Below are 25833 nucleotides of genomic sequence, written 5' to 3'. Positions count from 1 at the left end.
AGGTCGAGGTCGAGGTCGAGGTCGAGGTCGAGGTCGAGGTCGAGGTCGAGGTCGAGGTCGAGGTCGAGGTCGAGGTCGAGGTCGAGGTCGAGGTCGAGGTCGAGGTCGAGGTCGAGGTCGAGGTCGAGGACGAGGACGAGGACGAGGACGAGGACGAGGACGAGGACGAGAGGGGGGATTCTGCTCGACCTGGTGACCTTCGGTTTTCTCTGGTTCGCGCGGATCCACTTGTTTCCGGACGAGGTGATCGTCCTGGGGGTCGGCACAGTAGGCATCGTCGTTGGGCGTACTGGCATGAACTTCACCAAACCTGACGGGGTCACGTTCAGCGTCGGAAGGTACTACACCGACTTTTGCGCTCACGGTGCCTCGTCTTCGGTCAGGGCATCGCGATCAGGGCTTGATCTCCGATCGGGCGTGGGTGTCCGGGCGGTGGGTTCGGGCGGTCGACGCTGATTGCGGACTGCGCCACGATGACCTGATCCACGAGATGGAAGCGTGACCGCCTCCCGGGGGCCTGGTTGTTCTGTGCCGCGCCACGGCGCGGCACGTCACCCGGTGTTTCGAAACATCTGCACGGGCCGTCTACGGACCTTGTCTTGGGGTCGGTCGAAGTGCCTCAGGTACCAGAAGGGTCATTTCGCTCTGACCTGAGAGAAGATGGTGGTCAGGTGGCTTTTGGGAGCCATTCGAGGTGGGCGCCGTCGAATGGTCCCTTTCTGTTGGCTACTGCGTCGATTAGCCAGCGTGCGGTGGTTTCTGCCTGGGCGATGAGCTCGGGGGGATAGCCCAGGAGGACCTGATGTTCGGCGAACTCGTCTTCGTCGTCGAGGATGAGCCGGCCGTCCCGCATCCTGATCACGTCGAGATCCAGATCGAGCATTGTCACCTCGCTGTCTCTCCACTCGGGGATGGTCGTGACGTCGACGTAGATCTCGGCTCGGTGGGGTGGTGTGTTGAAGGACGCAGTCCACCAGGCGTTTCGAGGGAATAGCATGATCGCGGTGCTCTCCCACGTGACCGGCGGGCCCTCGCCCTTGCGGGCGAGCGTGCCGCCCGGGACTTCCACCCAGACTCCATGTTCGTCCTCGCCCAGCAGCCGGCCGGGGTGGTTCCAGTGCAGCGCTCCGCCGTACTTTCGGTACACAATTCGCACATCGATCACATGAGGCAACTTATCTGCGGTGCGGAGGCTTCAGCGCTCAGGGTCCCACGCATCGCGCAGGTGCGCAGGCATCATGCGGGGTCAATGTATCCGGCGGGTGTGCAGGCATCTGTGGGGTTCACGTATCCGGCGGGTGTGAGGCATCTGTGGGGTTCACGTATCCGGCGGGTGTGTAGGCATCTGTGGGGTTCACAATCGGGCAGGTGCGCAAGTGCCTGCAGGGTCGATGTATCAGGCGGGTGCGCAGGCGTCCTGCGGGGTCCCATATATCGCGCAGCCCCAGATCTCGCGCAAGGCCCAGGACATCGCGAAGCCCCATGGATGGCGATTGGGCTCACATATCGCGCAGGTCTACGCATCGTGCGCACGTTCACGCATCGCGCAGGTTCACGCATCGCGCGCGGTCCAGACATCGCGACGGTTCCACTCTCGCGGGCCCTAAGGATCGCGCGGGCCAAGGATCGCGCAAGACCCCAGCATCGCGCGGGGCACGCATATCGCGCGGGGCCCAGGGAGCGCGCCGCCCGCAGGCAGCGCGCCGGCCGGGCGCATTGCGTAGGGGACTGTTCTGGGTGAATTGGTTAGGTGTGCTGGCGTAGGGCTTCTGTGATGGCGGCCAGGCGCTGTGGGGAGGCCAGGCCGGCGTGGTACAGGTGGAACTCGGTCGCGCCTGCCTTGGCGTACGTACGGAGCTGGTCGGCGAGGACCGTGGCGTCGGCCGGGCGAGGGGGAAGGGCCAGGACGTAGGCGCCGATTCGCTGGCCGGGGGTCGACAGGTCCTTGAGCTGGGCGAGGCGGGTGGCGTCCGTGGCGGGGTCGCCCCAGCAGTTGGCCACCAGCACGTCTGCTCCCGGTTCGCCTGACGGCAGCGGTGCGAAGGCGCCTGCTGCCCAGGGGTTCGGGTTGGCGTGCAGGGTGATGGGGGTGTTGGGGGCGGTCCTTCGGGCGACGGCGATCAGGCGGTGGCGGAGAGAGTTGGACAGGTCTACGCGAACGGCGCGCACCTCGTCGGTCAGGTCGCCGAGAGCCTCTTCGATCGTGAGTGGTGGAGTGCTGGGGGCCGTGGTGCCGGTCGTGGTGAGCAGTGGTGGAGGGTTGGGAGTCGTGGTGCTGGCTGCCGCGTGCGGTGGAGTGCTGGGGGCTGTGGGGTCGATTGTCGCGTGCGTTGGAGTGCTGGGGGTCGTGGTCCCGGCTGTGGTGGTGCTGGCGTTCGTGGCGCCGACTGTGGTGGTGCTGGTGTGGGCTGGGGAGATGGATTGTGCGGGGGGGATTGTTGCTGTGGGTTGTGCCGGGTGGGCGCGATCTATGGCGGCGCGGACTCTGTCTTGGGTGGCTGCGGGGTAGCGGTCGGCGCAGGCCGTGCAGAAGCACAGGGAGAGGAGGTCTGAGTCGGCGGGTGTCCAATCCGCGCCGGAGGTCTTCTCGTGGACGCTCTGGTGGCCGAAGCCCATCGGGCCGCAGGCCTCCAGGATGAGACCGTCCGGCTCGCCTACCGTGAGGATCTCCTCGACCAGGTGCTCGCAGTACTCGAGGACGTCCTCGTGGGCGGGGCACAGCGCGTACGGATACGGGTCGCCGAAGGCGTTGCGCACGACCAGGTCGGGATTCACGGTGCCCAGGTGGGAGTTGTGAGTGAGGACGGTCCAGGCGTGCACCTGGAGGCCGACCGCCTTCAGGGCGTCTCGGGCCTGGAGGTAGGCGTCCTGCGGGGTCCAGGTGGGACTCGCGGGGACCAGGCGGGACCAGGACGACGGGCGGATCGGGAGGTAGAAGGCCGGATACGGAACGTCGAGTACGCGGTGGGACGGGTGGTATGGCGTGGCCGCTCTCGTCGAGTGGTAGCTCGCTGCCAGAGCCACCGCCTCCACGCCCAGGCCGGCCAGGCGGTCGGGGGCGGAGGGGTCGCCGACGATGTCCCAGGGGTAGACGTAGGCCACGTTCACCAGCGCGGTCTCCTTGCGGAAAAGGTGGGCTCGAAGCGTTGCATGTAGCTCGTGTCGTCGCGGGCGGAGATCCCGCACTTCTCGTACTGCTCGTTCATGACGGACAGCGCGTCACGGTCGAGCTCGACGCCGAGGCCGGCACCGGTGGGCACCGGAACGGCGCCGTTCACGAAGCGCAGGACGCCGGGCGCGACCACGTCCTGGCCATCCTGCCAGGGGGTGTGCGTGTCGCACGCGAACGTGAGGTTCGGTGTGGCGGCGGCCAAATGGGTCATGGCGGCCAGGCTGATCCCGAGATGGGAGTTGGAGTGCATGGACAGCGCCAGGCCGAATGTGTCGCACAAGGTGGCGACGTGCGCCGAACGTACGAGACCGCCCCAGTAGTGGTGGTCCAGGAGGAGCACACCGATCGCACGGGATGCGATGGCGGGAGGGAGGTGTTCATGGGTGACCACGCACATGTTCGTGGCGAGCGGCATGGGGACGGCGGCGGCCACCTCCGCCATGCCGGAAATGCCGGGAGTGGGATCCTCCAGATATTGGAGGGTGCCTTCCAGCTCCTGGCCCACGCGGATCGAGGTCTCGACCGTCCAGGCGGCGTTCGGGTCCAGGCGGAGAGGTACTCCGGGGAACGCCTCGTGGAGCGCGCGGGTCGCGGCCACTTCCTGGTCGGGAGGGAAGACGCCGCCTTTGAGCTTGATGGACTCGAAGCCGTATTCCTTGATGAGGAGCGACGCTTGTTCTACGAGACCCGATTCGTCCAGAGCCGCGCCGAACCGGTCGGGGTCCTGGCCGGGGTGGCCCGCCCACTTGTAGAAGAGGTACGCGCTGTACGGCACCGCATCCCGGACACGGCCGCCCAGCAGGTCGCTCACCGGGACGCCGGCCGCCTTGCCCCGGATGTCGAGGCAAGCCACCTCGAAGGGGGAGAAGACCCGGTCGACGCTCTTCTCCTTGGTGGCGGCACCGGTCAGTCCGTGCAGGTCGGTCACCGTGTGGCCGACGATCGCGCTGATCCGGGCGTACATCGTGTTCGTGGCGTGCACGTCGAGGCCGATCAGGGCCTGCGCGCACTCGCGTACCTTGCCCAGGTGCTCCAGGTCCCCGTAGGTCTCCCCCAACCCGGTCAGGCCCTCATCGGTGACGACCTCGACAATGGTACGGAGGGCCCACGGCTCGTGGACTCCGGCGGCGTTCAGGAGTGGCGGATCCCGGAAGGCGACAGGGGTGACGTGGATCTGTCTGATGATCATTAGACCGCCGTCCAGATATGTGGACAATAGCCAGATTTGTGGACAAGTTGCCGCAACTGTAAGAATCAAGCTGAAGAAGTGTCAAGCTCGGAAGGGCCTTTCGATGATCTACGGACACGACCCCAGGACCGGCGAGACCGTTGGCGCCGCACTGCCGGAGACCGACAGTGCCGGGGTCGACTTGATCGTTTCCGCCGCGGCCGCCGCCGGCGCCGCCTGGCGGGCGACTCCCGCGGCTGAGCGGGCGCTCGCGCTCGAGGCCGTCGCCGACGCGCTCGCCGCCCACGTGGACGAGCTGTGGCAGCTCGCCGACCAGGAGACAGCCCTCGGCGAGGTACGGCTGCGCGGCGAGGTCGGGCGTACGGCGGGGCAGTTCCGGCTCTTCGCCCAGGTCCTCAGGGACGGCGGTTACGTCGAGGCCATCATCGATCATGCGGATGCCTCGCTCACGCCGCCCCGGCCCGACGTGCGCCGGATGAAGCACGCCCTGCCGGGCGTCGTCGCCGTGTTCTCGGCCAGCAACTTCCCGTTCGCGTTCTCGGTGGCCGGCGGCGACACGGCGTCCGCGCTGGCGGCGGGATGTCCGGTCGTCGTCAAGGCGCACCCCGGGCACCCGAACACCTCCGAGCGCGTGGCGAAGATCGTTCGTGACGCGCTCCCGTACCCTGACCTGCTGGGTCTGGTGCAGGGCATGCAGGCGGGGATCGATCTGGTCCAGCACCCCGGAGTGGTCGCGGCCGGGTTCACCGGGTCGGTGGCCGGGGGCAAGGCGATCCAGCGCCTGATCGACGAGCGGGAGGTGCCGATCCCGTTCTACGGCGAGCTGGGCAGCGTCAACCCCGTCGTCGTGCTGCCGTCCGCGCCGGCCAAGGACGTGGCCACGGGGTTCGCCGGGTCGCTGACGCTGGGGGTCGGGCAGTTCTGCACGAACCCCGGGCTCATGTTCGTGCCCGAGGGTGACGAGCTGCGCCAGGCCCTGGCCGAGGCGGTCGAGGGGACCAGCGGTGGCCCCATGCTGGCCGAGCGGATCAGGGACGGCTACCTCGGCGGTGTCGAGCGGCTGGGCGAGCTGCAGTTGCTGGCCGAGGGCAAGCCCGGGGAGGGGAGCTGGGCGGTCACGCCCAAGGTGTTCACCACCGATCTCGACACGTTCGAGGAGAAGCTGCCGCGGGTCGCCGAGGAGTGCTTCGGGCCGGCGTCGATCGTGGTGACATATCGCGAAATTTCCGATCTGCGGCCCGTGCTTGAGCGGCTGGAAGGGTCGCTGACCGCGACCGTCCACGGCACCGATCCGGACGAGGCCGGCGAGGTCGTCGAGGTGCTGGGGAGGAAGGCCGGCCGGCTCATCTGGAACGGGTGGCCCACCGGGGTGGCCGTGTGCTGGGCGATGCAGCACGGTGGTCCTTGGCCTGCCGCGACCACGACGACCACCTCCGTCGGGGCGACGGCGATCGATCGGTGGCTGGCGCCCACGGCGTACCAGGACTGGCCGGAGGCGCTGCTGCCGGACGAGCTCAAGGACGACAACCCGCTGTCCGTTCCGCGGAGGGTCGACGGTCGTCTGGAGGCGTGAACCCCCTGAGCCCTTGAAGTGGGGGCGACGGCGATGGTCCGTGCGGCTGACTGGCCGGTTGGGGGCCGGCTGGTCGGCCGCGGGCCCGGTGACGGCCGTGGGCGACGGCGTGGCGATGCGGCTGGGCCCGCTCTCCGGGGTTGGGGCCGGGTGTCAGCGAGCGGGCCGGCGGCTGTGGGGTGAGGCGGGAGGGGGTCAGGCCCCCGCTATGGCCAGCCGGTCAGGCGCCGGCGATGGCCGGCCGGTCAGGCGCCGGCGATGGCCGGCCGGTCAGGCGCCGGCGATGGCCAGCCCTCTGACGATGATGCGTTCAAGGGACGCCGTGTGCTCGGGTGCCGGGTCCATCAGGGGTGGGCGGACGCCGCCGACCTCCGCCCCCCGCAACCGCGCCCCCGCCTTCACCAGCGAGACCGCGTAGCCCGGTACGAGGTCGCGGAGCTCCACCAGCGGCAGGTAGAAGTCGGTCAGCAGCCGCTGCGTCAGCACCTCGTCCCCGCCCGTCACCGCCTTGTAGAAGGCCAGGGAGATCTCGGGCGCGAAGGCGAACACCGCACTCGAGTACAGGTGGACGCCGAGGCCGCGGTAGGCAGGGACGGTCAGTTCGGCGGTGGGGAGGCCGTTGAAGAAGGTGAAGTCCCTGTCGGTGGACCGGCGGACGGTGAGGATGATCCGTTGCAGCAGGTCGAAGTCGCCCAGCCCGTCCTTGAAGCCGACGATGCCGGGCAGCCCGGCGAGTTCGGCGACGGCTGAGGGAGTGAAGCGGGCGGTGCCGCGCTGGTAGATGATGATCGGCAGGTCGACGGCCACGGCCACCTCGCGCACGTACCGCACCAGGCCCGAGGGCGGGCCGCTGACCAGGTAGGGCGGCAGGAGCAGCAGCCCTTCGGCGCCCGGGGCGGCGGCCGCGCGGGCGATGGCCTTGGCGGCGGGCAGCGGGCCGCCGGCGCCGGCGAAGACGGGGACGCGGCCCGCGGTGGCGGCGACGGAGATGCCCACCACCCGGGTGTACTCGTCGAGGTCGAGGGCGTTGAACTCACCGGTGCCGCACGCGGCGAACACTCCTCCCGCTCCCGCGGCGACTCCGTCGGCGACGTGCCGGGCCAGCGCGGGTTCGGCGAGGTCGCCATCGGCTCCGAAGGGGGTCACGGGGAAGAAGAGAACGCCATCCAGCCGCATCGACGGTCCTTTCTAGCGGATGCCCTCCCTGCGAAGAGTGGCAGCCAGCTTGCGGGTGTGTTTGATCACTGCCTCGGTGATCCGCTCGATCTCGGCGGGCGCCAGCCTCGCGGGCATCGAGCAGCTGATCGCGTCCGTGGCCGGGATGCGGTAGTCGACCGCCACGGCCACGCAGGCCAGGCCGGGAGTGCCCTGCTCGCGTTCGTACGCCCAGCCGCGGGTGCGGACCTGGTCGAGCTCGCCGGTCAGTTTGTTCAGGTCGGTGATGGTGTGGTCGGTGAGCGGGGACAGCGGGTCGGGCAGGATGGCCATGACCTCGTCGTCGGTGAGCTGGGCGAGCAGCACCTGGCCGAGCGCCGTGACGTGGGCGGGCAGGCGCCGGCCCACCCTGGGGATCACGTGGTCGGCCTCGCGTGACTCGCGGGTGGCCAGGTAGAGCACGTGCGCGCCGTCCCGGCGGGCGAAATGGGCGGTCTGGCCGATCTCTGCCCGCAGGTCCTCCAAGGTCTCCTGCGCGAACGGCAGCGCGGGGTCCTTGTCGAGGTACGCGGTGCCGGTGAGCAGCGCGTGCGGCCCGATCCCGAACGCGGACCTGGCCGAATCGGTCTCGACCCAGTTGAGCTCGACCAGCGTCCGCATGAGGGCGTGGAGGCTGCTGCGCGGGAACCCGGTGCGCTGCTGCAGCTCCGACAGCGTCAGGCTGTCGTGTGAGTCGGCCAGGGCCTCCAGGATGCGCACCGTCCGTTCCGCTGACTTGACCAGCTGAGGCTCCATACTCATCCCATCTACTGCTGCGGGTTCGACATCCAGGATATGGGATAGCGTCCAGATACATGGACACTTAACCCTTGATGGCACCGCTTGTCAGGCCGCGCATGAACTGCCGCTGGAAGGCCAGGAACGCGATGATCGACGGCAGCAGCGCCAGCAGCGAGGCGGCCAGCAGCACGCCGATCCCCACCTCCTCGTCGGAGCGGAGCGAACGCAGCGCGATGGGCAGCGTCCACATGCTCGACTCGGGCGCGACGATCAGGGGCAGCAGGTACTGGTCCCAGATCATCGTGAAGCCGAACACCCCGATCACGCCGAGCGCGGGTCGGCACAGCGGCAGGATGATGGTGGCGAAGATCCGCATTTCGCCCGCGCCGTCGATGCGCGCGGCCTCCTCCAGCTCGACCGGCACCTCCTTCATGAACTCGGTCATGACCAGGATGGAGAAGCCCCAGGCGCCGACCGGCAGGATCATGCCCGCGTACGTGCCGATGAGGTTCACGTGCAGCAGCGGCATGTCGGCCAGGACCAGCGAGAGGGGGATCGCGATGATCTCCTCGGGCAGCATCATCGTGGTGAGCATGAGCAGCAGCACGAACGTCATGCCGCGAAACTTCTTGCGGGCCAGCGAGTACGCGGCGAAGACGCTCACCAGCATCTGCAGCAGCAGGCCGAAGCCCACGACGATGAAGGAGTTCAGTAGGTAGAGGTAGACGTTCTTCTCCTTGGCCTGGACGAAGTTCTCCAGCGTGAAGTCGTCCGGCCATAGGGAGAAGGAGGTGGGGTCGAGCGTCTTGCTGAAGGCGCTGACGAGCAGCCCGACCAGCGGCCCGGTGAAAACCACCACCATGAAGCCATAAATCAGGACTTTTCCGCCGACGGCCAGAGGCCCCTTGCGCGACTCCAGCCCCAGAGCGCTGTCGAACCTCATGTCGCCTGCCTCCTGCGCAACATCTGAGCGACCAGGGTGAGCACCAGCGTGGCCAGGAACAGCACGATCCCGCCCGCCGAGGCCACGCCCAGGTCGTTCTTCTGGAACCCGAGCTTGTAGATCAGCGTCATCAGCACCTCGGACGACCCGTTCGGGCCGCCGTTCGTCAGGACGTACACCTCGACGAAGACCCGCAGCCCGCGGATGGCGGCCAGCGTGAACAGGATCCAGAACACCGGCCGCAGGGCGGGCAGCGTGATGTGCCGAAGCCGGTGCCAGGTCGAGGCGCCGTCCACGGCCGCGGCCTCGTAGAGCGTGCGGTCGACGCCGACCAGCCCGGCCAGGAAGATCATCATGTCGTACGGGGTGCCGCGCCAGATGCTCATCAGCATGATCGACCACAGGGAGGAGTGCTCGCTGGCCAGCCACGGCTGGGGATCGATGCCGGCCCAGCCGACGATGACGTTGAGCATCCCGGTGGGGCCGGGGTGGAACATGATCCGCCACACCTCGGCCACGGCCGCCATCGTGGTGACGACGGGCAGGAAGGCCGCGGTGCGCACGAACCACAGGTAGCGCGCGGGCCCCTCGATGAGCAGCGCGAACCCCAGACCCAGGACGAGCGAGCCGACCGTGGTGCCCAGCGCCAGCAGGATGCTGTGCCAGATGGCCGCGGCGAAGTCGGCGTCGCTGATGATCGTCTGGTAGTTCTGCAGGCCCAGCCACTCGTCACCGAGGAACGTCTGGACCTTGAAGAAGCTCTTCCACAGGCCCACGAACATCGGGATGAACTTGAAGTACAGGAACAGCAGCAGCGCGGGCGCCAGGAACAGCCAGGCGATCAGCGGCCCCCGCCACCGCACCCGCTTGGTGCGGCGGTGGGGGGGCGCCGTGCGGCTGCGCGTCTCGGTCAGTGTCGAGGTCATGACGCTTTCTGGCTCTGGAGTTCCTGGGTGAGCTTGGTGTTCAGCTGGTCCATGGCCGTCTTGACGTTGGAGGAGCAGTCGGCCCAGACCGCGTTGATGGAGTCGGCCGAGTCCTGGCGGATGGGCGCCCAGTTCGGCACGGGCGGGGCGTAGACGGCGTTCGCGTACGAGTCCTGGAACACCTTCCAGCGCGGATCCTGCCGCTCGGCGGCCATGTCGACCTGCGTGTTGACCGGCAGGCGCACGATGGCCCCGTTGGCGTCCTTGTTCATGCCGATCTTCTGGCCCTCAGGGGAGATCGCGAACTCGGCGAACTTCTTCTGCGCGTCCTGCTGGTCGGAGCCGGCCATCAGGTAGACGTTCTCGCCCTCGCCGAGGGTGCCGGGACCGCCGGACGGGCCCTTGGGCAGGGGCAGGACCTCGATCTTGTCGGTGCCGACGCTCTTGACGAACCTGGCGAGCACGTACGGGCCGACCAGGTAGACGCCGCCCTGGCCCTTCTCGAACACCTCGTGCGTGACGGTCGTGTCGTTGCTGACGGCGCCGGGGTTGACGGTCTTGGCCTTGCAGAACTGGTCCTGCAGGTACTGGACGGCCTCCACGGTCTTGGGGTCGTTGACCGTGGCCTGGAAGTGGCCGCCGCCGGTGCTCTTGATGAAGTCGCCGCCGTTGGCGTAGATGAGGGAGGAGGCGTACCAGGAGGCGTAGCCGCGCTTGGTGCCCGCCGGGATGACGAAGCCCGCCGTGTCGGCCTGGCCGTTGCCGTCGGGGTCCTTCTCGGTGAACGCCTGCGCCAGCTTGGCCAGGTCCTCCCAGGTCTTGGGCGGCTCCATGCCGACCTTCTCGCGCCAGTCCTTGCGTACGATCAGCGCGAAGGCCTGGGCGGAGAACGGGGCGGCGTAGAACTTGCCGTCGGCCCCCGTGGCGGCCACCCACGCGCGGTCGGAGAGCTTGTCACCGCCGGCCAGCGCGGCCTTGTCGACCTCGCGCAGCCAGCCCTGCGAGTGCATGTTGCCGAGCTGGGCGGTGTCGTTGATCACGATGTCGGGAAGCTTCTTCTGGGCGGCCTGCTGGTTCAGCTTGGTCTCGAAGTCGTCGAATAGCGCGACGACTTTCGTCTTCACCCCGCTGGCCTTGGTGAATGCGTCGGCGAGTTTCACCGCCGTCTTGGCGGAGTCCGAATCGGGCGCCTGCCTGATCCAGATCTCCAGGGCGTTGTCTGTACTTGATCCCCCGGAACCGCAGCCTGTCAGCGTTACGGCCAGGGTCGCTGTCATCGCGACCCCGAGCAGACGACGTGACATCAGACCGCCTCCCGTTCACATACGTGGACTTGAGTCGTGGACTTGAACTCGTGGCTGTGAACGTAACTAGTTGCATGGTTCACGGTCAATATTCAAGGATGTGAATTTCGGCCAGAATCGTGTACACCATGAGACATGCGCATTCTTATGACCGGAGCCGCTGGGAAAGTCGGCACGCTGCTGCGCCCACGGCTCGCCCGTGACGGCCGCACGCTGCGGCTTTCCGACCTTCACCCGATCGAGCCGGGCCCCGGCGAGGAGTGGGTGACGGCCGACCTCGCCGACCCGGCGGCGGTGGCCGAGGCGATGAAGGGCGTGGACGCGGTGATCCACCTTGGCGGCCAGAGCCGTGAACATCCTTGGGCGGACATCGTGCAGGCCAACATCAACGGCACGCAAGTGCTGTTGGAGGCGGCACGCGAGGAGGGCGTGCGGCAGTTGGTGCTCATGGGCAGCCACCACGCGGCCGGTTACCACACCCGGCCCGCCGACGGCTCCGACCTGCCCGACTACGCCTTTCCCCGGCCTGACACCTTTTACGGCGTGAGCAAGGTCGTCATGGAGGCGCTCGGAAGCCTGTACCACGACCGGTTCGGCATGAACGTCACCGTGGTCCGGCTCGGCACCTGCAACGAGGCCTCCGGCGACACGCGCGGGCTGGCCACGTGGATCTCGCCGGACGACCTGACCCGGCTGATCGAGGCGGCGCTGACCGCGCCCGGGTACCACGTGGTGTGGGGGGTCTCGGACAACGCGCGGCGGTGGTGGTCGCTGGAGGAGGCCAAGGCCATCGGGTACGAGTCCCGCGACTCCTCCGAACCCCAGGCGGCGGCGCTCATCGCCGAGCTGGGGGAGCCGGACCTTTCCGAGCCGCTGCACAACCGGGCCGGAGGGATGTTCACCCTCAACGAGCTGGGTGGTCGCTGGTAATCCTGTCGGCGCTCCCCGGAGAATGGGGGCGGCGAATGCGGTAGGCGTGGCAACCGGTTGCAAGAACCTTGACGGCGGGAGGAGTGAAGGTCAAGGTTTAGTCTGGCAACCGTTTGCAAGGGAGAACGACGATGGCGGCGACGATCAAGGACGTGGCCCGCGCCTGCGGCGTGCACGTCTCCACCGTGTCCCGCACCTTCTCCGCCCCCCACCTGGTCAATCCTGCCACCAGGAGCCGCGTGCTGGCCGCCGCCGACGACCTCGGTTACCGGCCCAACCGCGCGGCCAGGGCCCTCACGACCGGCCGCACGTTCAACATGGGCCTGATCGTGGCGGACATCGCCAACCCGTTCTTCCCGCCGCTCATCAAAGCCGCCCAGGCGCAGGCCAGAGGCCGTGACTACCACGTGTTCGTGGCCGACACCGACGAGGATCCGCGCGTCGAGGAAGAGCTGATCAGGACGTTCACCAAGCAGGTGGACGGCGTCCTGCTGTGCAGCCCCCGCCTGTCCAACAAGATGATCGAACGGCTGGCCGAGGACGTGCCGTTCGTGGTGGTCAACCGGCGCATCAGGGGCATGCCCGCCGTGCTGATGAACGTCGCCCAGGGCGCCAAGCTGGCGCTGGAGCACCTGGTCGCGCTGGGGCACCGCAGGATCGCGCTCGTGTCGGGCCCGATCGGCTCGTGGACCAGCAACGAGATGCAGGGCGCCGCGGCCGAGGCGCCCGGGCTCGACCTCGTCTTCTTCGGCCCCAACCAGCCCACGGAGTCGGGCGGCCTCGCGGTGGCCGCCGACGTGGCGGCCTGCGGGGCCACGGCGGTGCTGGCGTACAACGATCTCGTCGCGCTTGGCCTCATCGAGGGGCTGTCGGAGATGGGGATAGGGGTACCAGACCAGATAAGTGTCATCGGGTTCGACGACATCCTGCCGGGACGGCTCAACCGGCCCAAGCTCACCACGGTGGCCATGCCGGCCGTGGCCGCCGGGAGGATGGCCGTCGACCTGCTGCTCCAGTCGGGGGGCGAGGGCGCGACAGTGACCCTCGACACCACCCTCATTGTCAGAGAGTCCACGGGAAGGGCCCAATCATGAACTTCGGAACGCTGCCGTCGGGGGAGAGCGTCGAACTGGTGGAGCTGTCGTCAGGACGGCTGCGCGCCGAGGTGCTCACGTACGGCGCCATCGTGCGCTCGCTGGAGGTCTCCGGCCGCAACGTGGTGCTCGGCCTGGACACGCTGGAGGACTACCTGACCCGCAGCCGCTACTTCGGCGCGGTCGTCGGCAGGTACGGCAACCGCATCGCGAACGGCCGCTTCACCCTGGACGGCGTCGAGTACGAGCTGGCCGTCAACAACGGCACCGCCCATCTGCACGGCGGCATCGTGGGCTTCGACAAGAAGGTGTGGAGCATCGAGTCCAACGACGACAAGTCGGTGACGCTCAGGCTGATCAGCCCCGACGGCGACGAGGGCTACCCCGGCACGCTGACGGCCCGGGTGACGTACACGCTCGAGGACGACGCGCTCCGCATCGACTACGAGATGGAGGCCGAGGCCCCGACCGTGGTCAACCTGACCAACCACTCCTACTTCGACCTCTCGGGCGAGGGCGACGTGCGCGACCACGTCGTACGGATCGACGCCGAGCACTACCTTCCGGTGGACGACGCAAAGATCCCCACGGGGGAGCTCGCGCCGGTCAAGGGCACGGCGTTCGACTTCACCGAGCCGCACGCGGTGGGGGAGCGCAACGAGGGCGCCTACGACCACTGCTACGTGCTCGGCGGCGGCGGGGCTACGGTGACCGCCGGCGGCCTGACCATGGAGGTCACGACGACCGAGCCGGGCGTGCAGTTCTACACCGGCCACATGCTGGACGGGGACGCGACGCCGTACGGGCCGTTCGGCGGGCTGTGCCTGGAGACGCAGCACTTCCCCGACTCGCCCAACAAGCCGCAGTTCCCCTCCACGGTGCTCCGGCCGGGCACGCGGCGCACCTCCACCACTACGTACCGATTCACGTCCTGACCGGGCGCAGGGCGGCGGAGGCCTTGATCACCAGCAGGGCCACGTCGTCCTGCGACGGCTCCTCGGCGAACGTCTCGACCGCGTGCCGCACGCGTTCGGCCACCGCGTGGGCGCTCAGCCCCGTGCAGCCGGCCAGCAGCGCGGCCAGCCCGTCGCCGTCGTCGAGCAGCCGGTCGCCGTTGCGCCGCTCGGTCACCCCGTCGGTGACGCACAGCAGCAGATCCTCCGGCGCCAGCTCGAACGTCTCGACGTAGAACCTGGCGCCGGACTCGATGCCCAGCAGCAGCTGCGGGCTCGCCATGGGCTCGACCTTGCCGTCCGGCCGCAGCAGGAGTGGGGGCGGGTGGCCCGCGGAGGCGATCGTGCACAGCGCGCCGCCCTGCGGCAGCGGGGTCAGCTCGCCGCACAGCAGGCTGAGGAACCTGCCCTCCTCGCCCTCCTCCAGCAGCGCGTGGTTGAGCCGGTCGAAGATGTCGGCCACCGTGTAGTGCTCCTTGGCCAGCAGGCGTACGGCGTGGCGGGCGAGCCCGGTGACGGCGGCCGCCTCGGGCCCGCTGCCGCAGACGTCGCCCAGGGCGAAGCACCAGTGGTCGGCCACCGTGAACAGGTCGTAGAAGTCGCCCCCGACGTGCGCGCCCTCCTCGGCGGGCTCGTAGACGACCGCGGACTCCAGGCCCGGCATGGGGGCCACGCGCATGGGCAGCAGGCTGCGCTGCAGCACCCGGGAGGTGGTCGCCTGCCGGGCGTACAGCATGGCGGTGTGCAGGTTGAGCGCCACCAGGCGGCACAGGTCCGACAGCAGGTCGGCCAGCTCCAGCGGCAGGGTGGGCTCGGCGCGGCCGATCACCAGCGCCCCGTGCGACCGGCCCTGGGTGAGCAGCGGGAACGACAGCACGGTCTCCGGGCCGACCGGCCAGCTCACCTCGCTGAGCGCGGTGCGCGGGATGGCGGGCAGCGACTTGCGCAGGTCGGCGTTGTGGCGCTCCTCGCTGTGCCAGACGTGGGCGAGCCTGGTCATGCCCGCGAGGTCGGTCAGGTAGACGGCCGCCCAGGTGGCGATCTTGGGTACGACGAGCTGCGCGGTCAGCGCCGCGATCAGCTCCTCGTCGTGCACGCCCGCCAGCAGCTCGCCCGCCTCGGCCAGGAACGACAGCCGTCCCCGGTGCGCGCGGTCCTGCTCGGCCAGCCGCTCGCGCTGCACGGGCACGGCCACCTGGCCGGCGATGTGCTGGAGGCTGACCGTGAGCTCCTGGTCGAAGCGGTCCGGCTGGGCAGCCGTCACCACGATGTAGCCGGCCAGCTCGCCACCCACCAGCAGCGGCGCGCACGCCAGCGACCTGGCGCGCAACTGCTGGGCCAGCTCGACGTCCACGGCGAGCAGGTCCTCGATCATCGTGGGGGTCGTGCGCTCCGCGCCGAACACGCCCGTGGCCAGCACCCCCACCAGCCCCGCCGTCGCGCCCGCGCCCGCCGCCACGCCGAACCGGTTGCCGCCCTCCGCGGCGAGCAGCACGTACGCGGCGTCGCCCCCGCTGGAGACCTGCACGATCTGGGCGATCGTGTCGAGCAGCTCGGCGAACGGCATGTCCTGGTCGAGCAGGTCCTTGATGCGCCGTCCGGCCCCTCCCAGCTGCGGCGCCGGCGGCGGCGTCAGCACGTAGCCGTGGTCGGCGGCCACCACCATCCAGATCGAGCAGCGCTGCCGCCTGGAGCGCAGGTGGGAGACGTAGACGGGGACCAGCCGGCCGTCCTGGTGCCGCATGCGCGCCTCGCCCCGCCAGCGGCCCAGCCCGAGGGTGTCGGCCAGCGACAGCGCGTACGGACCGTGGCCGCGCCAGGCCACTAACCGATCGAGGGGGCGGCCGATCGCCTGGTCGGGCCGCCAGCCGAGCAGCTTCTCGGCCTCCGGGTTCCACGACCGCACGACCCCGTCGCGGTCGGCGACGATCACGCCGACGTGCAGGGTCTCGATGGGTGCGGCGCAGGGCGGCGCCGGCGCGGCCTCCTGGACCTCGCTGCCGTCGGCGATCTCCATGCGCACCCAGACGCGCTTGGCGGTCCTCGTGTACGTGACGCCCCACGCGTCGGCCAGCATGCCCGCGAGGGCGAGGCCGCGCCCCGACGTACGCGTCGGCTCGGGCGCGGGCTCGGCGGCCAGGATCGTCCGGGCTGGGTGGCGGTCGTCGACCGCGATCTCCAGCTTCGGAGGGCTGGCCGCCACGTCCAGGCGGCAGGTGAGCTCGATGCCGGTGCCCGCGTGCACGACGGCGTTCGTGACGAGCTCGCTGGTCAGCAGCACGGCGTCCTCCGCCAGGTGGCTCAGGCGCCATTCGCCGAGCACCTGGCGGACGAACCTGCGCGCGTGAGCCGGGGCATGGGGCGTCCCGTCGAAGGCCGTGCTCGACACCCTGGTCGTGTCCACTCTGCGTCCTAGAACATCACTCGATGTGGCAGTACGGTCACTCTCAGAGTGGCAGAATGGTGCCGTTGATACCTCCTGTTGTGAAGAAGGCGGGTCAGACCGACGCGCTCAGGGGACGAGGGCGGCCCTGAGGCGGTCCGCGTACGCCTCGGTGAGGCCGTTGGCCCGGCAGGAGCCGCTCCGCGTCGTCGGCCGTGAGGGTGTGCGGCCGCGCGGCCTTCACCTGGACATCTGGCGAACCTTCCCGGGATCTTCGTGCCCGTTTGGCGGGGTCGTCGGCGAGCCTCCGCGCGATCCATGGTGTCTCCGACGTACCTTTGGCATCATGGCCACCCGTACGCCGAAAAGCGCATCGAAGGGGCCGGCGAAGCGGTCGACCTCGTCCCGCTCGACCCCCGTCAAGCGCGGGGCCTCGTCGACGGGGCGTCCCAGAGCGGCCTCCGGACGCAAGCCTTCGATGACCCACCAGGACCCGATCAGCTGGGTCTTCACGATGATCGGCAAGCTGATCGTCGGGCTCTGGATGCTGCTCGCCAACGGCATCGGCAGCACGGCTCGCGCGCTGGGCAAGAACGCCCGCGAGCTCGATCCCGCGCACCGGCGCGACGGGGTGGGCCTGACGGTGCTCGCCGGAGCGATCGTGCTGGCGGCCATGACGTGGCGCAACGCCGACGGGGCCGTCTCCGGCGTGGTGAACGCGACCGTGCACGGCGTGTTCGGCTCGCTGGCGTGGGCGCTGCCGCTGCTGTTCGGGCTGCTGGCCTGGCGCTACCTGCGCCACCCCGACCAGAACGCCGACACCGGGCGCATGGTGATCGGGTGGGCCGCGCTGATGGTCGGCGTGCTGGGCGTCATCCACGTGGCCAACGGCACCCCCTACCCGGCCGGCGAGGGCCAGGGCATGGACAAGGTGTCGCAGGCCGGGGGCATGGTCGGGTTCATCGTGTCGGCGCCGCCGATGAGCATCCTGCCGCCGTGGATCACGATCCCGCTGCTGCTGCTCCTGTCCGGGTTCGGCGTGCTGGTGATCACCGCCACCCCCGTGCACCGGATCCCGGAGCGGCTGGCCGAGCTCAAGCACATGCTCTTCGAACGGCACGCCGACCCCGAGCCGCGGCAGCCGGGCAAGAAGCGGGTCAGGGCACCCAAGAAGCCCGCCGATGAGGGGGCCGACTCGGTCAAGCCGTACGACACGCCGGTCCTGGCGGACAAGAGCGACAAGCGGCCCGAGCACTCGCCCGAGATCGTGCCCGGTCTGACGGACGAGGAGGAGGCGCCCGCCGCCGAGGCCGAGAAGCGGCCGGAGCCGCCCCAGCCGACGCCCGCGCCGCGCAAGGTCGAGCAGCTCGTGCTGTCGCCGCAGGCGGGCCCGTACAGCCTGCCCGACCTGCAGTTCCTCAAGCAGGGCACGGCGCCCAAGCCGCAGACCAAGGCCAACACCACCGTGGTCAACGCGCTGACCAGCGTGCTCGAGCAGTTCACCATCGACGCGCAGGTGATCGGGTTCACCCGGGGGCCGACGGTGACCCGCTACGAGATCGAGCTGGGGCCCGCGGTCAAGGTGGAGAAGGTCACGGCGCTCACGAAGAACATCGCGTACGCCGTCAAGTCCGCCGACGTCCGGATTTTGTCGCCTATTCCGGGTAAGTCGGCGATCGGGGTCGAGATCCCGAACGCCGACAAGGACCTGGTGTCCCTGGGCGACGTGCTGCGCGCGCAGGTGGCGCAGGCCGACCACCATCCGATGATCGTCGGCCTGGGCAAGGACGTCGAGGGCCGCACCATCGTCGCGAACCTCGCCAAGATGCCCCACCTGCTCATCGCGGGCGCCACCGGCGCCGGTAAGTCGGTCTGCGTGAACGGGCTGATCACCAGCATCCTGATGCGGGCCACGCCCGACGAGGTGCGAATGGTGCTGGTGGACCCGAAGCGGGTCGAGCTCAGCGTCTACGAGGGCATCCCCCACCTGATCACGCCGATCATCACCAACCCGAAGAAGGCCGCCGAAGCCCTCGAATGGGTCGTGGGCGAGATGGATCGGCGCTACGACGACCTGGCGGCGTCGGGGTTCAGGCACGTCGACGAGTTCAACAAGGCCGTGCGGGCCGGCAAGCTGCAGCCGCCGCCCGGGAGCGAGCGGGTCTACCAGCCGTACCCGTACCTGCTGGTGATCGTGGACGAGCTGGCCGACCTCATGATGGTGGCCCCGCGCGACGTCGAGGACTCGATCGTGCGCATCACGCAGCTGGCCCGCGCGGCCGGCATCCACCTGGTGATCGCCACCCAGCGGCCCTCCGTCGACGTCGTCACCGGCCTGATCAAGGCGAACGTGCCGTCCAGGCTCGCCTTCGCCGTCTCGAGCCTCACCGACTCGCGGGTCATCCTCGACCAGCCGGGCGCCGACAAGCTGGTCGGGCAGGGTGACGCGCTGTTCCTGCCGATGGGCGCGAGCAAGCCCATCCGCATCCAGAACGCGTTCGTCTCCGAGAAGGAGATCGCCGAGATCGTCACGCACTGCAAGGCGCAGATGCAGGTCGAATACCGCGATGACGTGGCCGCGGCGCCGGTCAAGCGGGAGATCGACGAGGACATCGGCGACGACCTCGACCTGCTGATCCAGGCTGCCGAGCTGATCGTGACCACCCAGTTCGGCTCTACCTCGATGCTGCAGCGCAAGCTGCGGGTCGGGTTCGCCAAGGCGGGACGGCTGATGGACCTGCTGGAGAGCCGGAACGTGGTCGGCCCGAGCGAGGGTTCCAAGGCCCGCGAGGTGCTGGTCAAACCGGACGATCTACCGGGTTTGCTCGCCGACCTGCGTGGCGAATGACCCCAATGCGTGCCTGCCGGGTAGTAACTGATTGAATATAAATCACTACCCATTGTGGTAGGCAGGTGCAGGTGCCGTGGGGGAGGCGTTCGTTGTGCAGGAGCAGAGCATCGGGGCCATGCTGGCGGCGGCCAGGCAAGCGGCCGGGCTGACCGTCGAGCAGGTCAGCGCGGCCACCAGGATCCGCGAGGCGATCATCCATGGCCTGGAGCAGGATGACGGCAGCCAGTGCGGTGGCGACTTCTACACCAGAGGACACGTCAAGGCCGTGGCCAAGGCGGTCGGGCTCGACCCGGAGGCCACCGTCCATCTCTACGACCAGCAGCACGGCGGGGCGCCCAGGCCGGTCGCGGCCTCGGCCGTGTTCCAGGCCGACAAGAAGATCAACGTGCCGGAGCGGCGCGGGCCCAACTGGACGATGGCGCTCGGGGTCGCACTGGCGATCGTGGTCGTCTTCGGCATGATGCGTGTGCTGGGCGGCGCGAGCGACCAGGTGCGGACGGCCGACGTTCAGGTGGCCTCGGCCCGGCCCAAGGTCCCGCCGAACATGCCCGTCGAGCAGCCGAAGCCGGCGGCGGCCAAGGCGGTCAAACGCACGGTGACCGTCGAGATCAAGGCGAAGCGGTCGTCGTACGTCCAGGCTCACGACGCGATGGGGCGCAAGCTGTTCGCGGGGACGCTGAAGGCCGGAAAGTCCGACAAGTGGAGTGCGGAGGACAAGGTCAGCGTGCTGCTGGCGGACGCGTCGGCCGTTACGCTGCAGGTGAACGGCAAGAAGGTGACCCTGGACGCAGGCAGGGGGGAGATGCTGCGGCGCTCGTTCGGGCCGCCCAAAACGACCGCGCGATAGCCATCTGGCGGGAGCCCGTGCATCGGGTGGTGGCCAACTCCCGATACCGTAGTGTTCACCATGTCATCCCGCCGAACCGCATCGCTGATCACTCTGGGCTGCGCGCGCAACGAGGTCGACTCCGAGGAGCTGGCCGCGCGACTTGAGGCTGCCGGTTGGCAGCTGGGCGACGACGACCCCGATGTCGTCGTCGTCAACACGTGTGGCTTCATCGACTCGGCCAAGAAGGACTCCATCGACACGCTGCTGGCCGCCGCCGACACCGGCGCGAAGGTGGTCGCAGCGGGCTGCATGGCCGAGCGCTACGGCAACGAGCTGGCCGAGGCGCTGCCCGAAGCCAGCGCGGTCATCTCCTTCGACGACTACACGGAGATCGGCGGCCGCCTCGACGACGTGCTCGCCGGGCGGCCGCTGAAGCCCCACACTCCACGTGACCGCCGCACCCTGCTACCCATCTCGCCGGTGGACCGTGCCAGCGCGCCCAAGGCCAACATCCCCGGTCACGGCGACCTGCCCGAGGGCCTGGCGCCCGCGAGCGGCCCGCGCGTGCTGCGCAAGCGCCTCGACGAGAGCCCGGTGGCCTCGCTCAAGCTGGCCTCCGGCTGCGACCGGCGCTGCACGTTCTGCGCCATCCCGGCCTTCCGCGGCTCCTACGTCTCGCGCCGGCCCGACGAGCTGCTGGCCGAGGCCGACTGGCTGGCCCACCGGGGCGTGCGCGAGCTCGTCCTGGTCAGCGAGAATTCCACCTCCTACGGCAAGGACCTCGGTGACCTGCGGGCGCTGGAGAAGCTGTTGCCGGAGCTGGCGGCCCTCGAGGGCGTCTCCCGGGTTCGGGTCAGCTACCTGCAGCCCGCCGAGCTGCGCCCGGGGCTCATCGACGTGCTCACGGGCACCGAGGGCGTGGCCCCCTACTTCGACCTGTCCTTCCAGCACGCGAGCGGCACCGTGCTGCGCAGGATGCGCCGCTTCGGCGACCCGGAGCGCTTCCTGGGGCTGCTCGAGACCATCCGTGAGCGCGCCCCCGAGGCGGGCGTGCGCTCCAACTTCATCGTGGGCTTCCCCGGCGAGACCGAGGAGGAGTTCGGCGAGCTGGTGGGCTTCCTGGAGGCGGCCAGGCTCGACGTGGTCGGCGTGTTCGGCTACTCCGACGAGGACGGCACGGAGGCCGCCGGGCTGCCTGACAAGCTCGACCAGGAGGTCATCGACGAGCGCGTGCGCGTGCTCACCGAGCTGGCCGAGGAGCTGACCGCCCAGCGCGCGGAGGAGCGCATAGGCACCGAGGTCGACGTGCTGATCGACGACGACCTGGGCGACGGAGGCTACGAGGGCCGGGCCGCCCACCAGGGGCCCGAGGTCGACGGCTCCGTCACGGTGCAGGGCATCGGCCTCGTCAGGGGGCAGATCGTGCGCGCGGTCGTGGTCGACTCCGAGGGGGTCGACCTGATCGCGCGTATCAAGGCAAGTCCATGAAAAGGGACGAGCGCCGCGTCGTAAGCCCGTGGAACATCGCCAACGTCCTCACGGTCCTCAGGTTGGTGCTCGTCCCCTTCTTCGTCGTCTGCCTGTTCCTGCCGGGCACGGGCTGGCGGGTGGCCGCGCTGGCGGTCTTCGCGGTGGCCTCGATCACCGACCACCTCGACGGTGAGCTGGCCAGGCGGTACGGCCTCATCACCGACTTCGGCAAGATCGCCGATCCGATCGCCGACAAGGCGCTCACCGGCGCGGCGCTCGTGAGCCTGTCCATACTCAACGAGCTGCCCTGGTGGGTCACGATCCCGATCCTCACCAGGGAGCTCGGCATCACGGCCCTCAGGTTCGTGCTGCTGCGGCGCGCGGTCATCCCGGCCAGCTACGGCGGCAAGGTCAAGACCGTGCTGCAGATCGCCGCGATCGTGCTCTACCTCCTGCCGGCGGTGCCGGGGCCCGTCCGGTGGGTGGTCATGGGGGCGGCTCTGGTGGTCACCGTGGCCACCGGGGTCGACTACGTCATCAGGGCAGTGCGGCTGGGCAAGGTCGCGAAGCAGGCGCGCGGGGAGTGATCGATGGCCGATGTGGCCGAGGTTCTGACGATGCTGGTGAGCCGGTCCGCCACGGTGGCGGTGGCCGAGTCGCTGACCGGCGGGCTCATCGGGGCCGCCATCACGTCGGTCTCGGGGTCGTCCAAGGCGTTCCGGGGCGGGGTCATCTCGTACGCCACCGACCTCAAGCAGGAGCTGCTAGGGGTGCCGGGAGAGTTGCTGCGGCGCGAGGGGGCCGTACATCCTGAGGTGGCCGCGGCCATGGCGGCCGGGGTCGCGCGGCTGTGCGGGGCCACGTACGGGCTGGCCGTGACGGGTGTGGCCGGGCCGGAGCCGCAGGACGGCAAGCCCGTCGGCACCGTGTACGCGGCCGTCTGCGGACCTGGGGGCAGGAATTGGGGGCGTGAATTGAGACTTTACGGGTCGCGCGAACGTATCAGGGTAGAGACGGTGGACGAGGCAGTCGATCTACTGTCAGGTGTGCTGAAGGCGAACATAGGGGAACATTCCGGGTGATTACCGTGTTACGTCCCGAGCGAACATGCGAAGCACGGTCTGACGCGGTGTCGGTGGATACGGGTACGGTGGAGCTGTGAGTGAGGTCCGTGAGCCAACTGCAAGCACCGAGCGCCCGGCCGGCGGGCCTGGAGAGTCGCGAGCGGCGGTCCAGGGGCGGCCACGCCCCATGATGACGGCGAGGAGTATGTACGAAGCAAAGAAGACCAAAGTGCGGCACGATCCGATCGCGCGGGGCGTGGTGAAGTCATCCGCGCCGGGGAGGGAGCGACAGATGATTCTGCTGCGTCAGCTGCTCGGCGACGTGCTGAGGCGGTTGAGGGTGCGGCAGGGACGCACGCTACGCGAGGTGTCCACCCAGGCACGTGTCTCGCTCGGCTACTTGTCCGAGGTCGAGCGCGGCCAGAAGGAGGCCTCGTCGGAGCTGCTGGCGTCCATTTGCGGCGCACTCGAAGTGCCCCTTTCGCAGGTGTTGCGTGAGGTTTCCGACCAGTTCGCGCTGGCGGAGCTCCAGGCTGCCCCTGTGCTGGCCGACGTGCCCGATCGCGAACGGCTGCCCCTTACGGAGACGGTTCCCGGGTCGATTTCCGACTCCGTGTTCCCCGAAGTCAAGGACATGGTGGCTGCCTAGCCCCGCTGGCAGCCAGCACACCACAGGATCAGCCGTTCCTGTGGCTGCGCCCCCATCTCCCCACGGCTGATGCGGGTGCCGCATCGGCGACAGGGCTTCCCCGCCCTGCCGTAGACCCACGTCTGGTTCGCCGGGCGGCGATCACCTGTGGTCACCGTGCCCGCATGCCCCTTGTTCGCGTCCAGCAAGCGCTGGGCCAGTGACACGAGCCCGTTGAGATCCTCGATCTCCCCGACCTTCTTCCACGGCCAGACACCGCGCAGGAAAAGGGTCTCGGCGCGATAGATCGTGCCGATCCCCGCCAGGTTGCGCTGATCGAGCAGCGCCTCCCCGATGGTCCTGTCGGGCGCCCCTCGCAGCCTTCGCACGGCCTCATCCGGGTCCCAGTCCGGGCCGAGCAGATCCGGCCCCAGATGGCCGACCAGCCGCCCCTCCTCGCCTGTCCTGACGAGATCCACCATTCCCAGCCTGACCCCCACCGCCTGCCACCGCTCGTTGGCCAGGATCAGCCTGACCTGGTCGCCCGGCGCGGTCCGGCGGCCCGCCGCCATGACCTGCCAGCTCCCGTCCATGCGCAGATGGGTGTGCACGGTCAGGTCGCCTTCGACGCGCGTGAGCAGGTGCTTGCCCCTGGAGACCGTGGTGATGACCGCACGGCCGGTCAGGTCGGCCGTGGCGTGCCTGGGGACACGGAAGTCCGACCGGGTGAGCACCTGACCGTCCAGCGCGCCGCGCAGCTTCGCGGCCGTGCGGTAGACGGCGTCTCCCTCGGGCATCCCTCCAGTCTAGGAACGCGCGCCGCCTCGTGGGCGGGCCCCCGGCCGTCCACGAGGCCGCGGGTGATCGACTTCGGCGTCTCCAGGGGTGGTGGCACGGTGCCTGGCCAAGCGTCCGGAGGTCCGTCCCACCGCGGCCCGGGCGCTGCTCGGCCTGCTCGGCCACCACGTGCTGGAGCGGCACCTCGTGGCCGAGGGGCAGCAGTCGGCGGCCCCGCCCGCCGGCCGATCGCCGGGCCGCCGGTGGTGGCTCGTGGCCGGGCCCGTGACGGCCGCCGTGGCCGTGACGGCGGCCGTGCTGCTCACCCGGCCCGCCCCGCCGCCCGGTGGGCGTACCCCCAGCCTGATCGCCGCGCCCCTGCCCACCCCGCGCGAGGGACGGATGGGGCTCACCGCGACGGCGGAGCTGAAGATCCGCGACACCAGGATCACGCTGTACGAGAACCCGGCCGACCCGATCTGGGTCTCGTCCTGCCACGACCAGCGCGACGACACCGGCCACCCGTCGTACGTGCGGGACCCGGCGACCGGGACCGGCAGATCCGCACCGTCGACGAGCCCGCCACGCTGTTCCGCCCGCGTTGGTCAGGCGATGGGCGACGGTGGCTGGCCACCGTCATCGAGGATCGCGAACCGCGTCGTGGGCTTCGCCGTCGTGACGCCGTCTCGGGCACCGTCAAGATCACCAAGGTCGCCGGCGGGAGCGAGGTCAGGTTCGGGTGGGGCGCCGACGGCAAGAGCGTGCTGTACGGGCTGCCCGGCGGGGCCGTGCAGGTGGTGGATCTGGAAGGCAGGCCGGTGCGGACGTTCACGGGGGTGGGCGAGCTTTACGAGGGCGGCGTCGCCCGCACCACACTCGGGTCATTCCTGGCCGGCACCCCCGACGGCAGGAACACCGACGTGGTCCTCGCGGACGCCACCGGCCGCACGGTGCGTAAGCTCGCCACCGGGCCCAAGGCCGAGATGGCCCGGGTGGTGCTCTGGTTCACCCGGAAGTGATCAGTCCCAGGCGGCCGGGTCGGCGGCGAGCTGGCGGACCCGCTCGGGCAGTGACCCGGAGGCCACCTGATCGAGCGTCACCTCCTCCAGGATGGAGCGCTCGGTGGCGCGCAACGCGATCCACACCTGCTGCAACGACTCGGCGGGGCCCCGGTAGCCGACGTGCTCGGGCCGCTCGCCGCGTACGTTGGCCAGCGGGCCGTCCACGGCCCTGATCACATCGGCCAGCGAGATGTCGGCGGCGGGCCTGGCCAGCACGTAGCCACCCTCAGGCCCGCGCTGTCCGCGCACGAGCCCGGCACGCCGCATCTGCAACAGGATGTTCTCCAGGTATTTGGGCGGCATGTCCTGTTCCTTGGCGAGTTCGCCCACGGTAGTCGGGCCTGCACCGGCTGCGGCGAGTTCGGCGGCGGCACGGAGGGCGTAGTCGACACGAGCGGAAAGGCGCATGTTCTCGATTATCCCCCCTGGTCAACATGGTTGGTGCGTTCGTGTGCTGGTTGTGAGGGCGTTGATCGTGCTTGACCTGCGTTCCGACAACGGCAAGCGTCTCAGGGAATCTCGGGATATCTCAAGATCAAGACGCATTGGTCGCCCGCGATCCACGGCCCAACTTGGTGACGGGCGTATCCGATTGAAGCCCCAGGGACGATGAAGGAGCCGGAGAGCCGTCTTCCGGGGCCGGCCGTCCTGGGGCTCGCGGGCGTCGAGCACCTGGGTGACGGCTGCCCAAAGCCCGTCCAGGCCGATGGAACGCGGGTCCGGCCGGGCCCATGAGCGGGAGCTGCGCAAA

Annotated in this window: 24 protein-coding genes; 11 read left to right on the top strand and 13 right to left on the bottom strand. The window is 69.5% G+C overall.

The window, feature by feature from the left end; translation table 11 throughout:
* From ACFKCF_RS01200 to ACFKCF_RS01185, 4 genes are all read right to left on the bottom strand, one after another.
* Positions 1–266: hypothetical protein (locus tag ACFKCF_RS01200; protein WP_394489663.1), on the bottom strand; the 266-nt coding region annotated here is incomplete at its 3' end.
* A gap of 401 nt (positions 267–667) precedes the next feature.
* The gene (locus ACFKCF_RS01195) at positions 668–1165 is read right to left on the bottom strand and encodes a DUF402 domain-containing protein (RefSeq protein WP_394489661.1); all 498 of its coding nucleotides are present in this window, start codon (positions 1163–1165) and stop codon (positions 668–670) included.
* A gap of 581 nt (positions 1166–1746) precedes the next feature.
* Positions 1747–3108 carry a hypothetical protein gene (locus ACFKCF_RS01190; protein WP_394489659.1) on the bottom strand — a complete coding sequence of 454 codons (1362 nt, stop codon included), beginning with the start codon at positions 3106–3108 and terminating at the stop codon, positions 1747–1749.
* A complete protein-coding gene (locus ACFKCF_RS01185; protein ID WP_394489658.1) occupies positions 3105–4361 on the bottom strand; it encodes a glucarate dehydratase family protein in 1257 nt (418 codons plus the stop codon). The genes ACFKCF_RS01190 and ACFKCF_RS01185 overlap by 4 nt, the downstream gene beginning before the upstream one ends.
* Before the next feature lie 103 nt (positions 4362–4464).
* Between ACFKCF_RS01185 and ACFKCF_RS01180 the strand changes: the two genes are divergently transcribed.
* Positions 4465–5934, top strand: coding sequence for an aldehyde dehydrogenase (NADP(+)) (locus ACFKCF_RS01180; protein WP_394489656.1), 1470 nt, complete (start codon positions 4465–4467; stop codon positions 5932–5934).
* A 270-nt stretch (positions 5935–6204) separates the two neighbouring features.
* Here the strand turns inward: ACFKCF_RS01180 and ACFKCF_RS01175 are convergent, their stop codons facing one another.
* From ACFKCF_RS01175 to ACFKCF_RS01155, 5 genes are all read right to left on the bottom strand, one after another.
* Positions 6205–7110: a 5-dehydro-4-deoxyglucarate dehydratase gene (locus tag ACFKCF_RS01175; RefSeq protein WP_394489654.1), complete on the bottom strand. Its 906-nt coding sequence runs from the start codon at positions 7108–7110 to the stop codon at positions 6205–6207.
* Positions 7111–7122: 12 nt separating this feature from the next.
* Positions 7123–7890 carry an IclR family transcriptional regulator gene (locus ACFKCF_RS01170; RefSeq protein ID WP_394489652.1) on the bottom strand — a complete coding sequence of 256 codons (768 nt, stop codon included), beginning with the start codon at positions 7888–7890 and terminating at the stop codon, positions 7123–7125.
* Between the two features lie 61 nt (positions 7891–7951).
* Entirely contained in the window at positions 7952–8812 is an 861-nt protein-coding gene (locus tag ACFKCF_RS01165; protein ID WP_192791009.1) for a carbohydrate ABC transporter permease, read from the bottom strand.
* Positions 8809–9738, bottom strand: a complete 930-nt coding sequence (locus tag ACFKCF_RS01160; protein ID WP_394489650.1) for a carbohydrate ABC transporter permease — start codon at positions 9736–9738, stop codon at positions 8809–8811. The genes ACFKCF_RS01165 and ACFKCF_RS01160 overlap by 4 nt, the downstream gene beginning before the upstream one ends.
* Positions 9735–11042 carry an extracellular solute-binding protein gene (locus ACFKCF_RS01155; RefSeq protein WP_394489648.1) on the bottom strand — a complete coding sequence of 436 codons (1308 nt, stop codon included), beginning with the start codon at positions 11040–11042 and terminating at the stop codon, positions 9735–9737. The genes ACFKCF_RS01160 and ACFKCF_RS01155 overlap by 4 nt, the downstream gene beginning before the upstream one ends.
* Before the next feature lie 135 nt (positions 11043–11177).
* On the opposite strand from ACFKCF_RS01155, the gene ACFKCF_RS01150 reads away from it, so the two are divergent.
* The 3 genes from ACFKCF_RS01150 (at position 11178) to ACFKCF_RS01140 (ending at position 14001) form a co-directional block, all read left to right on the top strand.
* Positions 11178–11972 carry an NAD-dependent epimerase/dehydratase family protein gene (locus tag ACFKCF_RS01150; protein ID WP_394489646.1) on the top strand — a complete coding sequence of 265 codons (795 nt, stop codon included), beginning with the start codon at positions 11178–11180 and terminating at the stop codon, positions 11970–11972.
* A gap of 131 nt (positions 11973–12103) precedes the next feature.
* On the top strand, positions 12104–13066 hold the full coding sequence (locus ACFKCF_RS01145; RefSeq protein ID WP_394489644.1) for a LacI family DNA-binding transcriptional regulator: 963 nt from the start codon (positions 12104–12106) through the stop codon (positions 13064–13066).
* Positions 13063–14001, top strand: a complete 939-nt coding sequence (locus tag ACFKCF_RS01140; protein ID WP_394489642.1) for an aldose epimerase family protein — start codon at positions 13063–13065, stop codon at positions 13999–14001. The genes ACFKCF_RS01145 and ACFKCF_RS01140 overlap by 4 nt, the downstream gene beginning before the upstream one ends.
* Here the strand turns inward: ACFKCF_RS01140 and ACFKCF_RS01135 are convergent.
* A complete protein-coding gene (locus ACFKCF_RS01135; RefSeq protein WP_394489640.1) occupies positions 13991–16423 on the bottom strand; it encodes a SpoIIE family protein phosphatase in 2433 nt (810 codons plus the stop codon). The genes ACFKCF_RS01140 and ACFKCF_RS01135 overlap by 11 nt on opposite strands.
* Positions 16424–16748: 325 nt before the next feature.
* Here ACFKCF_RS01135 and ACFKCF_RS01130 point away from each other — a divergent pair, with 325 nt between their 5' ends.
* From ACFKCF_RS01130 to ACFKCF_RS01105, 6 genes are all read left to right on the top strand, one after another.
* On the top strand, positions 16749–19250 hold the full coding sequence (locus ACFKCF_RS01130; protein WP_394489638.1) for a DNA translocase FtsK: 2502 nt from the start codon (positions 16749–16751) through the stop codon (positions 19248–19250).
* Positions 19251–19326: 76 nt separating this feature from the next.
* Positions 19327–20100 carry a helix-turn-helix domain-containing protein gene (locus ACFKCF_RS01125; RefSeq protein WP_394489636.1) on the top strand — a complete coding sequence of 258 codons (774 nt, stop codon included), beginning with the start codon at positions 19327–19329 and terminating at the stop codon, positions 20098–20100.
* 60 nt (positions 20101–20160) lie between these two features.
* The gene (gene rimO, locus ACFKCF_RS01120; RefSeq protein ID WP_394489634.1) at positions 20161–21570 is read left to right on the top strand and encodes a 30S ribosomal protein S12 methylthiotransferase RimO; all 1410 of its coding nucleotides are present in this window, start codon (positions 20161–20163) and stop codon (positions 21568–21570) included.
* Positions 21567–22139, top strand: coding sequence for a CDP-diacylglycerol--glycerol-3-phosphate 3-phosphatidyltransferase (gene pgsA / locus ACFKCF_RS01115; RefSeq protein ID WP_394489632.1), 573 nt, complete (start codon positions 21567–21569; stop codon positions 22137–22139). The genes rimO and pgsA overlap by 4 nt, the downstream gene beginning before the upstream one ends.
* 3 nt (positions 22140–22142) lie before the next feature.
* On the top strand, positions 22143–22634 hold the full coding sequence (locus ACFKCF_RS01110; RefSeq protein WP_394489630.1) for a CinA family protein: 492 nt from the start codon (positions 22143–22145) through the stop codon (positions 22632–22634).
* A gap of 274 nt (positions 22635–22908) precedes the next feature.
* Positions 22909–23265, top strand: a complete 357-nt coding sequence (locus ACFKCF_RS01105) for a helix-turn-helix domain-containing protein (protein ID WP_185071833.1) — start codon at positions 22909–22911, stop codon at positions 23263–23265.
* On the opposite strand, the gene ACFKCF_RS01100 is transcribed toward ACFKCF_RS01105, so the two are convergent.
* On the bottom strand, positions 23262–24041 hold the full coding sequence (locus ACFKCF_RS01100) for a DNA-formamidopyrimidine glycosylase family protein (protein ID WP_394489628.1): 780 nt from the start codon (positions 24039–24041) through the stop codon (positions 23262–23264). The genes ACFKCF_RS01105 and ACFKCF_RS01100 overlap by 4 nt on opposite strands.
* Before the next feature lie 9 nt (positions 24042–24050).
* On the bottom strand, positions 24051–24536 hold the full coding sequence (locus ACFKCF_RS01095; protein ID WP_394489626.1) for a hypothetical protein: 486 nt from the start codon (positions 24534–24536) through the stop codon (positions 24051–24053).
* A 246-nt stretch (positions 24537–24782) separates the two neighbouring features.
* On the opposite strand from ACFKCF_RS01095, the gene ACFKCF_RS01090 reads away from it, so the two are divergent.
* Complete coding sequence (locus ACFKCF_RS01090; protein WP_394489624.1) at positions 24783–25040, top strand: hypothetical protein; 258 nt, start codon at positions 24783–24785, stop codon at positions 25038–25040.
* Here ACFKCF_RS01090 and ACFKCF_RS01085 read toward each other — a convergent pair whose 3' ends face one another.
* Positions 25041–25490 (bottom strand): RrF2 family transcriptional regulator, encoded by a 450-nt coding sequence (locus ACFKCF_RS01085; RefSeq protein WP_394489622.1) that lies wholly within the window; start codon positions 25488–25490, stop codon positions 25041–25043. It abuts the gene before it with no gap.
* Positions 25491–25833 lie beyond the last annotated feature (343 nt).

It is taken from the genome of Nonomuraea sp. JJY05 (assembly GCF_043496855.1).
Classification (GTDB): Bacteria; Actinomycetota; Actinomycetes; order Streptosporangiales; family Streptosporangiaceae; genus Nonomuraea.
The sequence above is the reverse complement of the archived record's forward strand: the minus strand, read 5'-3'. Positions and strand labels throughout refer to the sequence as shown.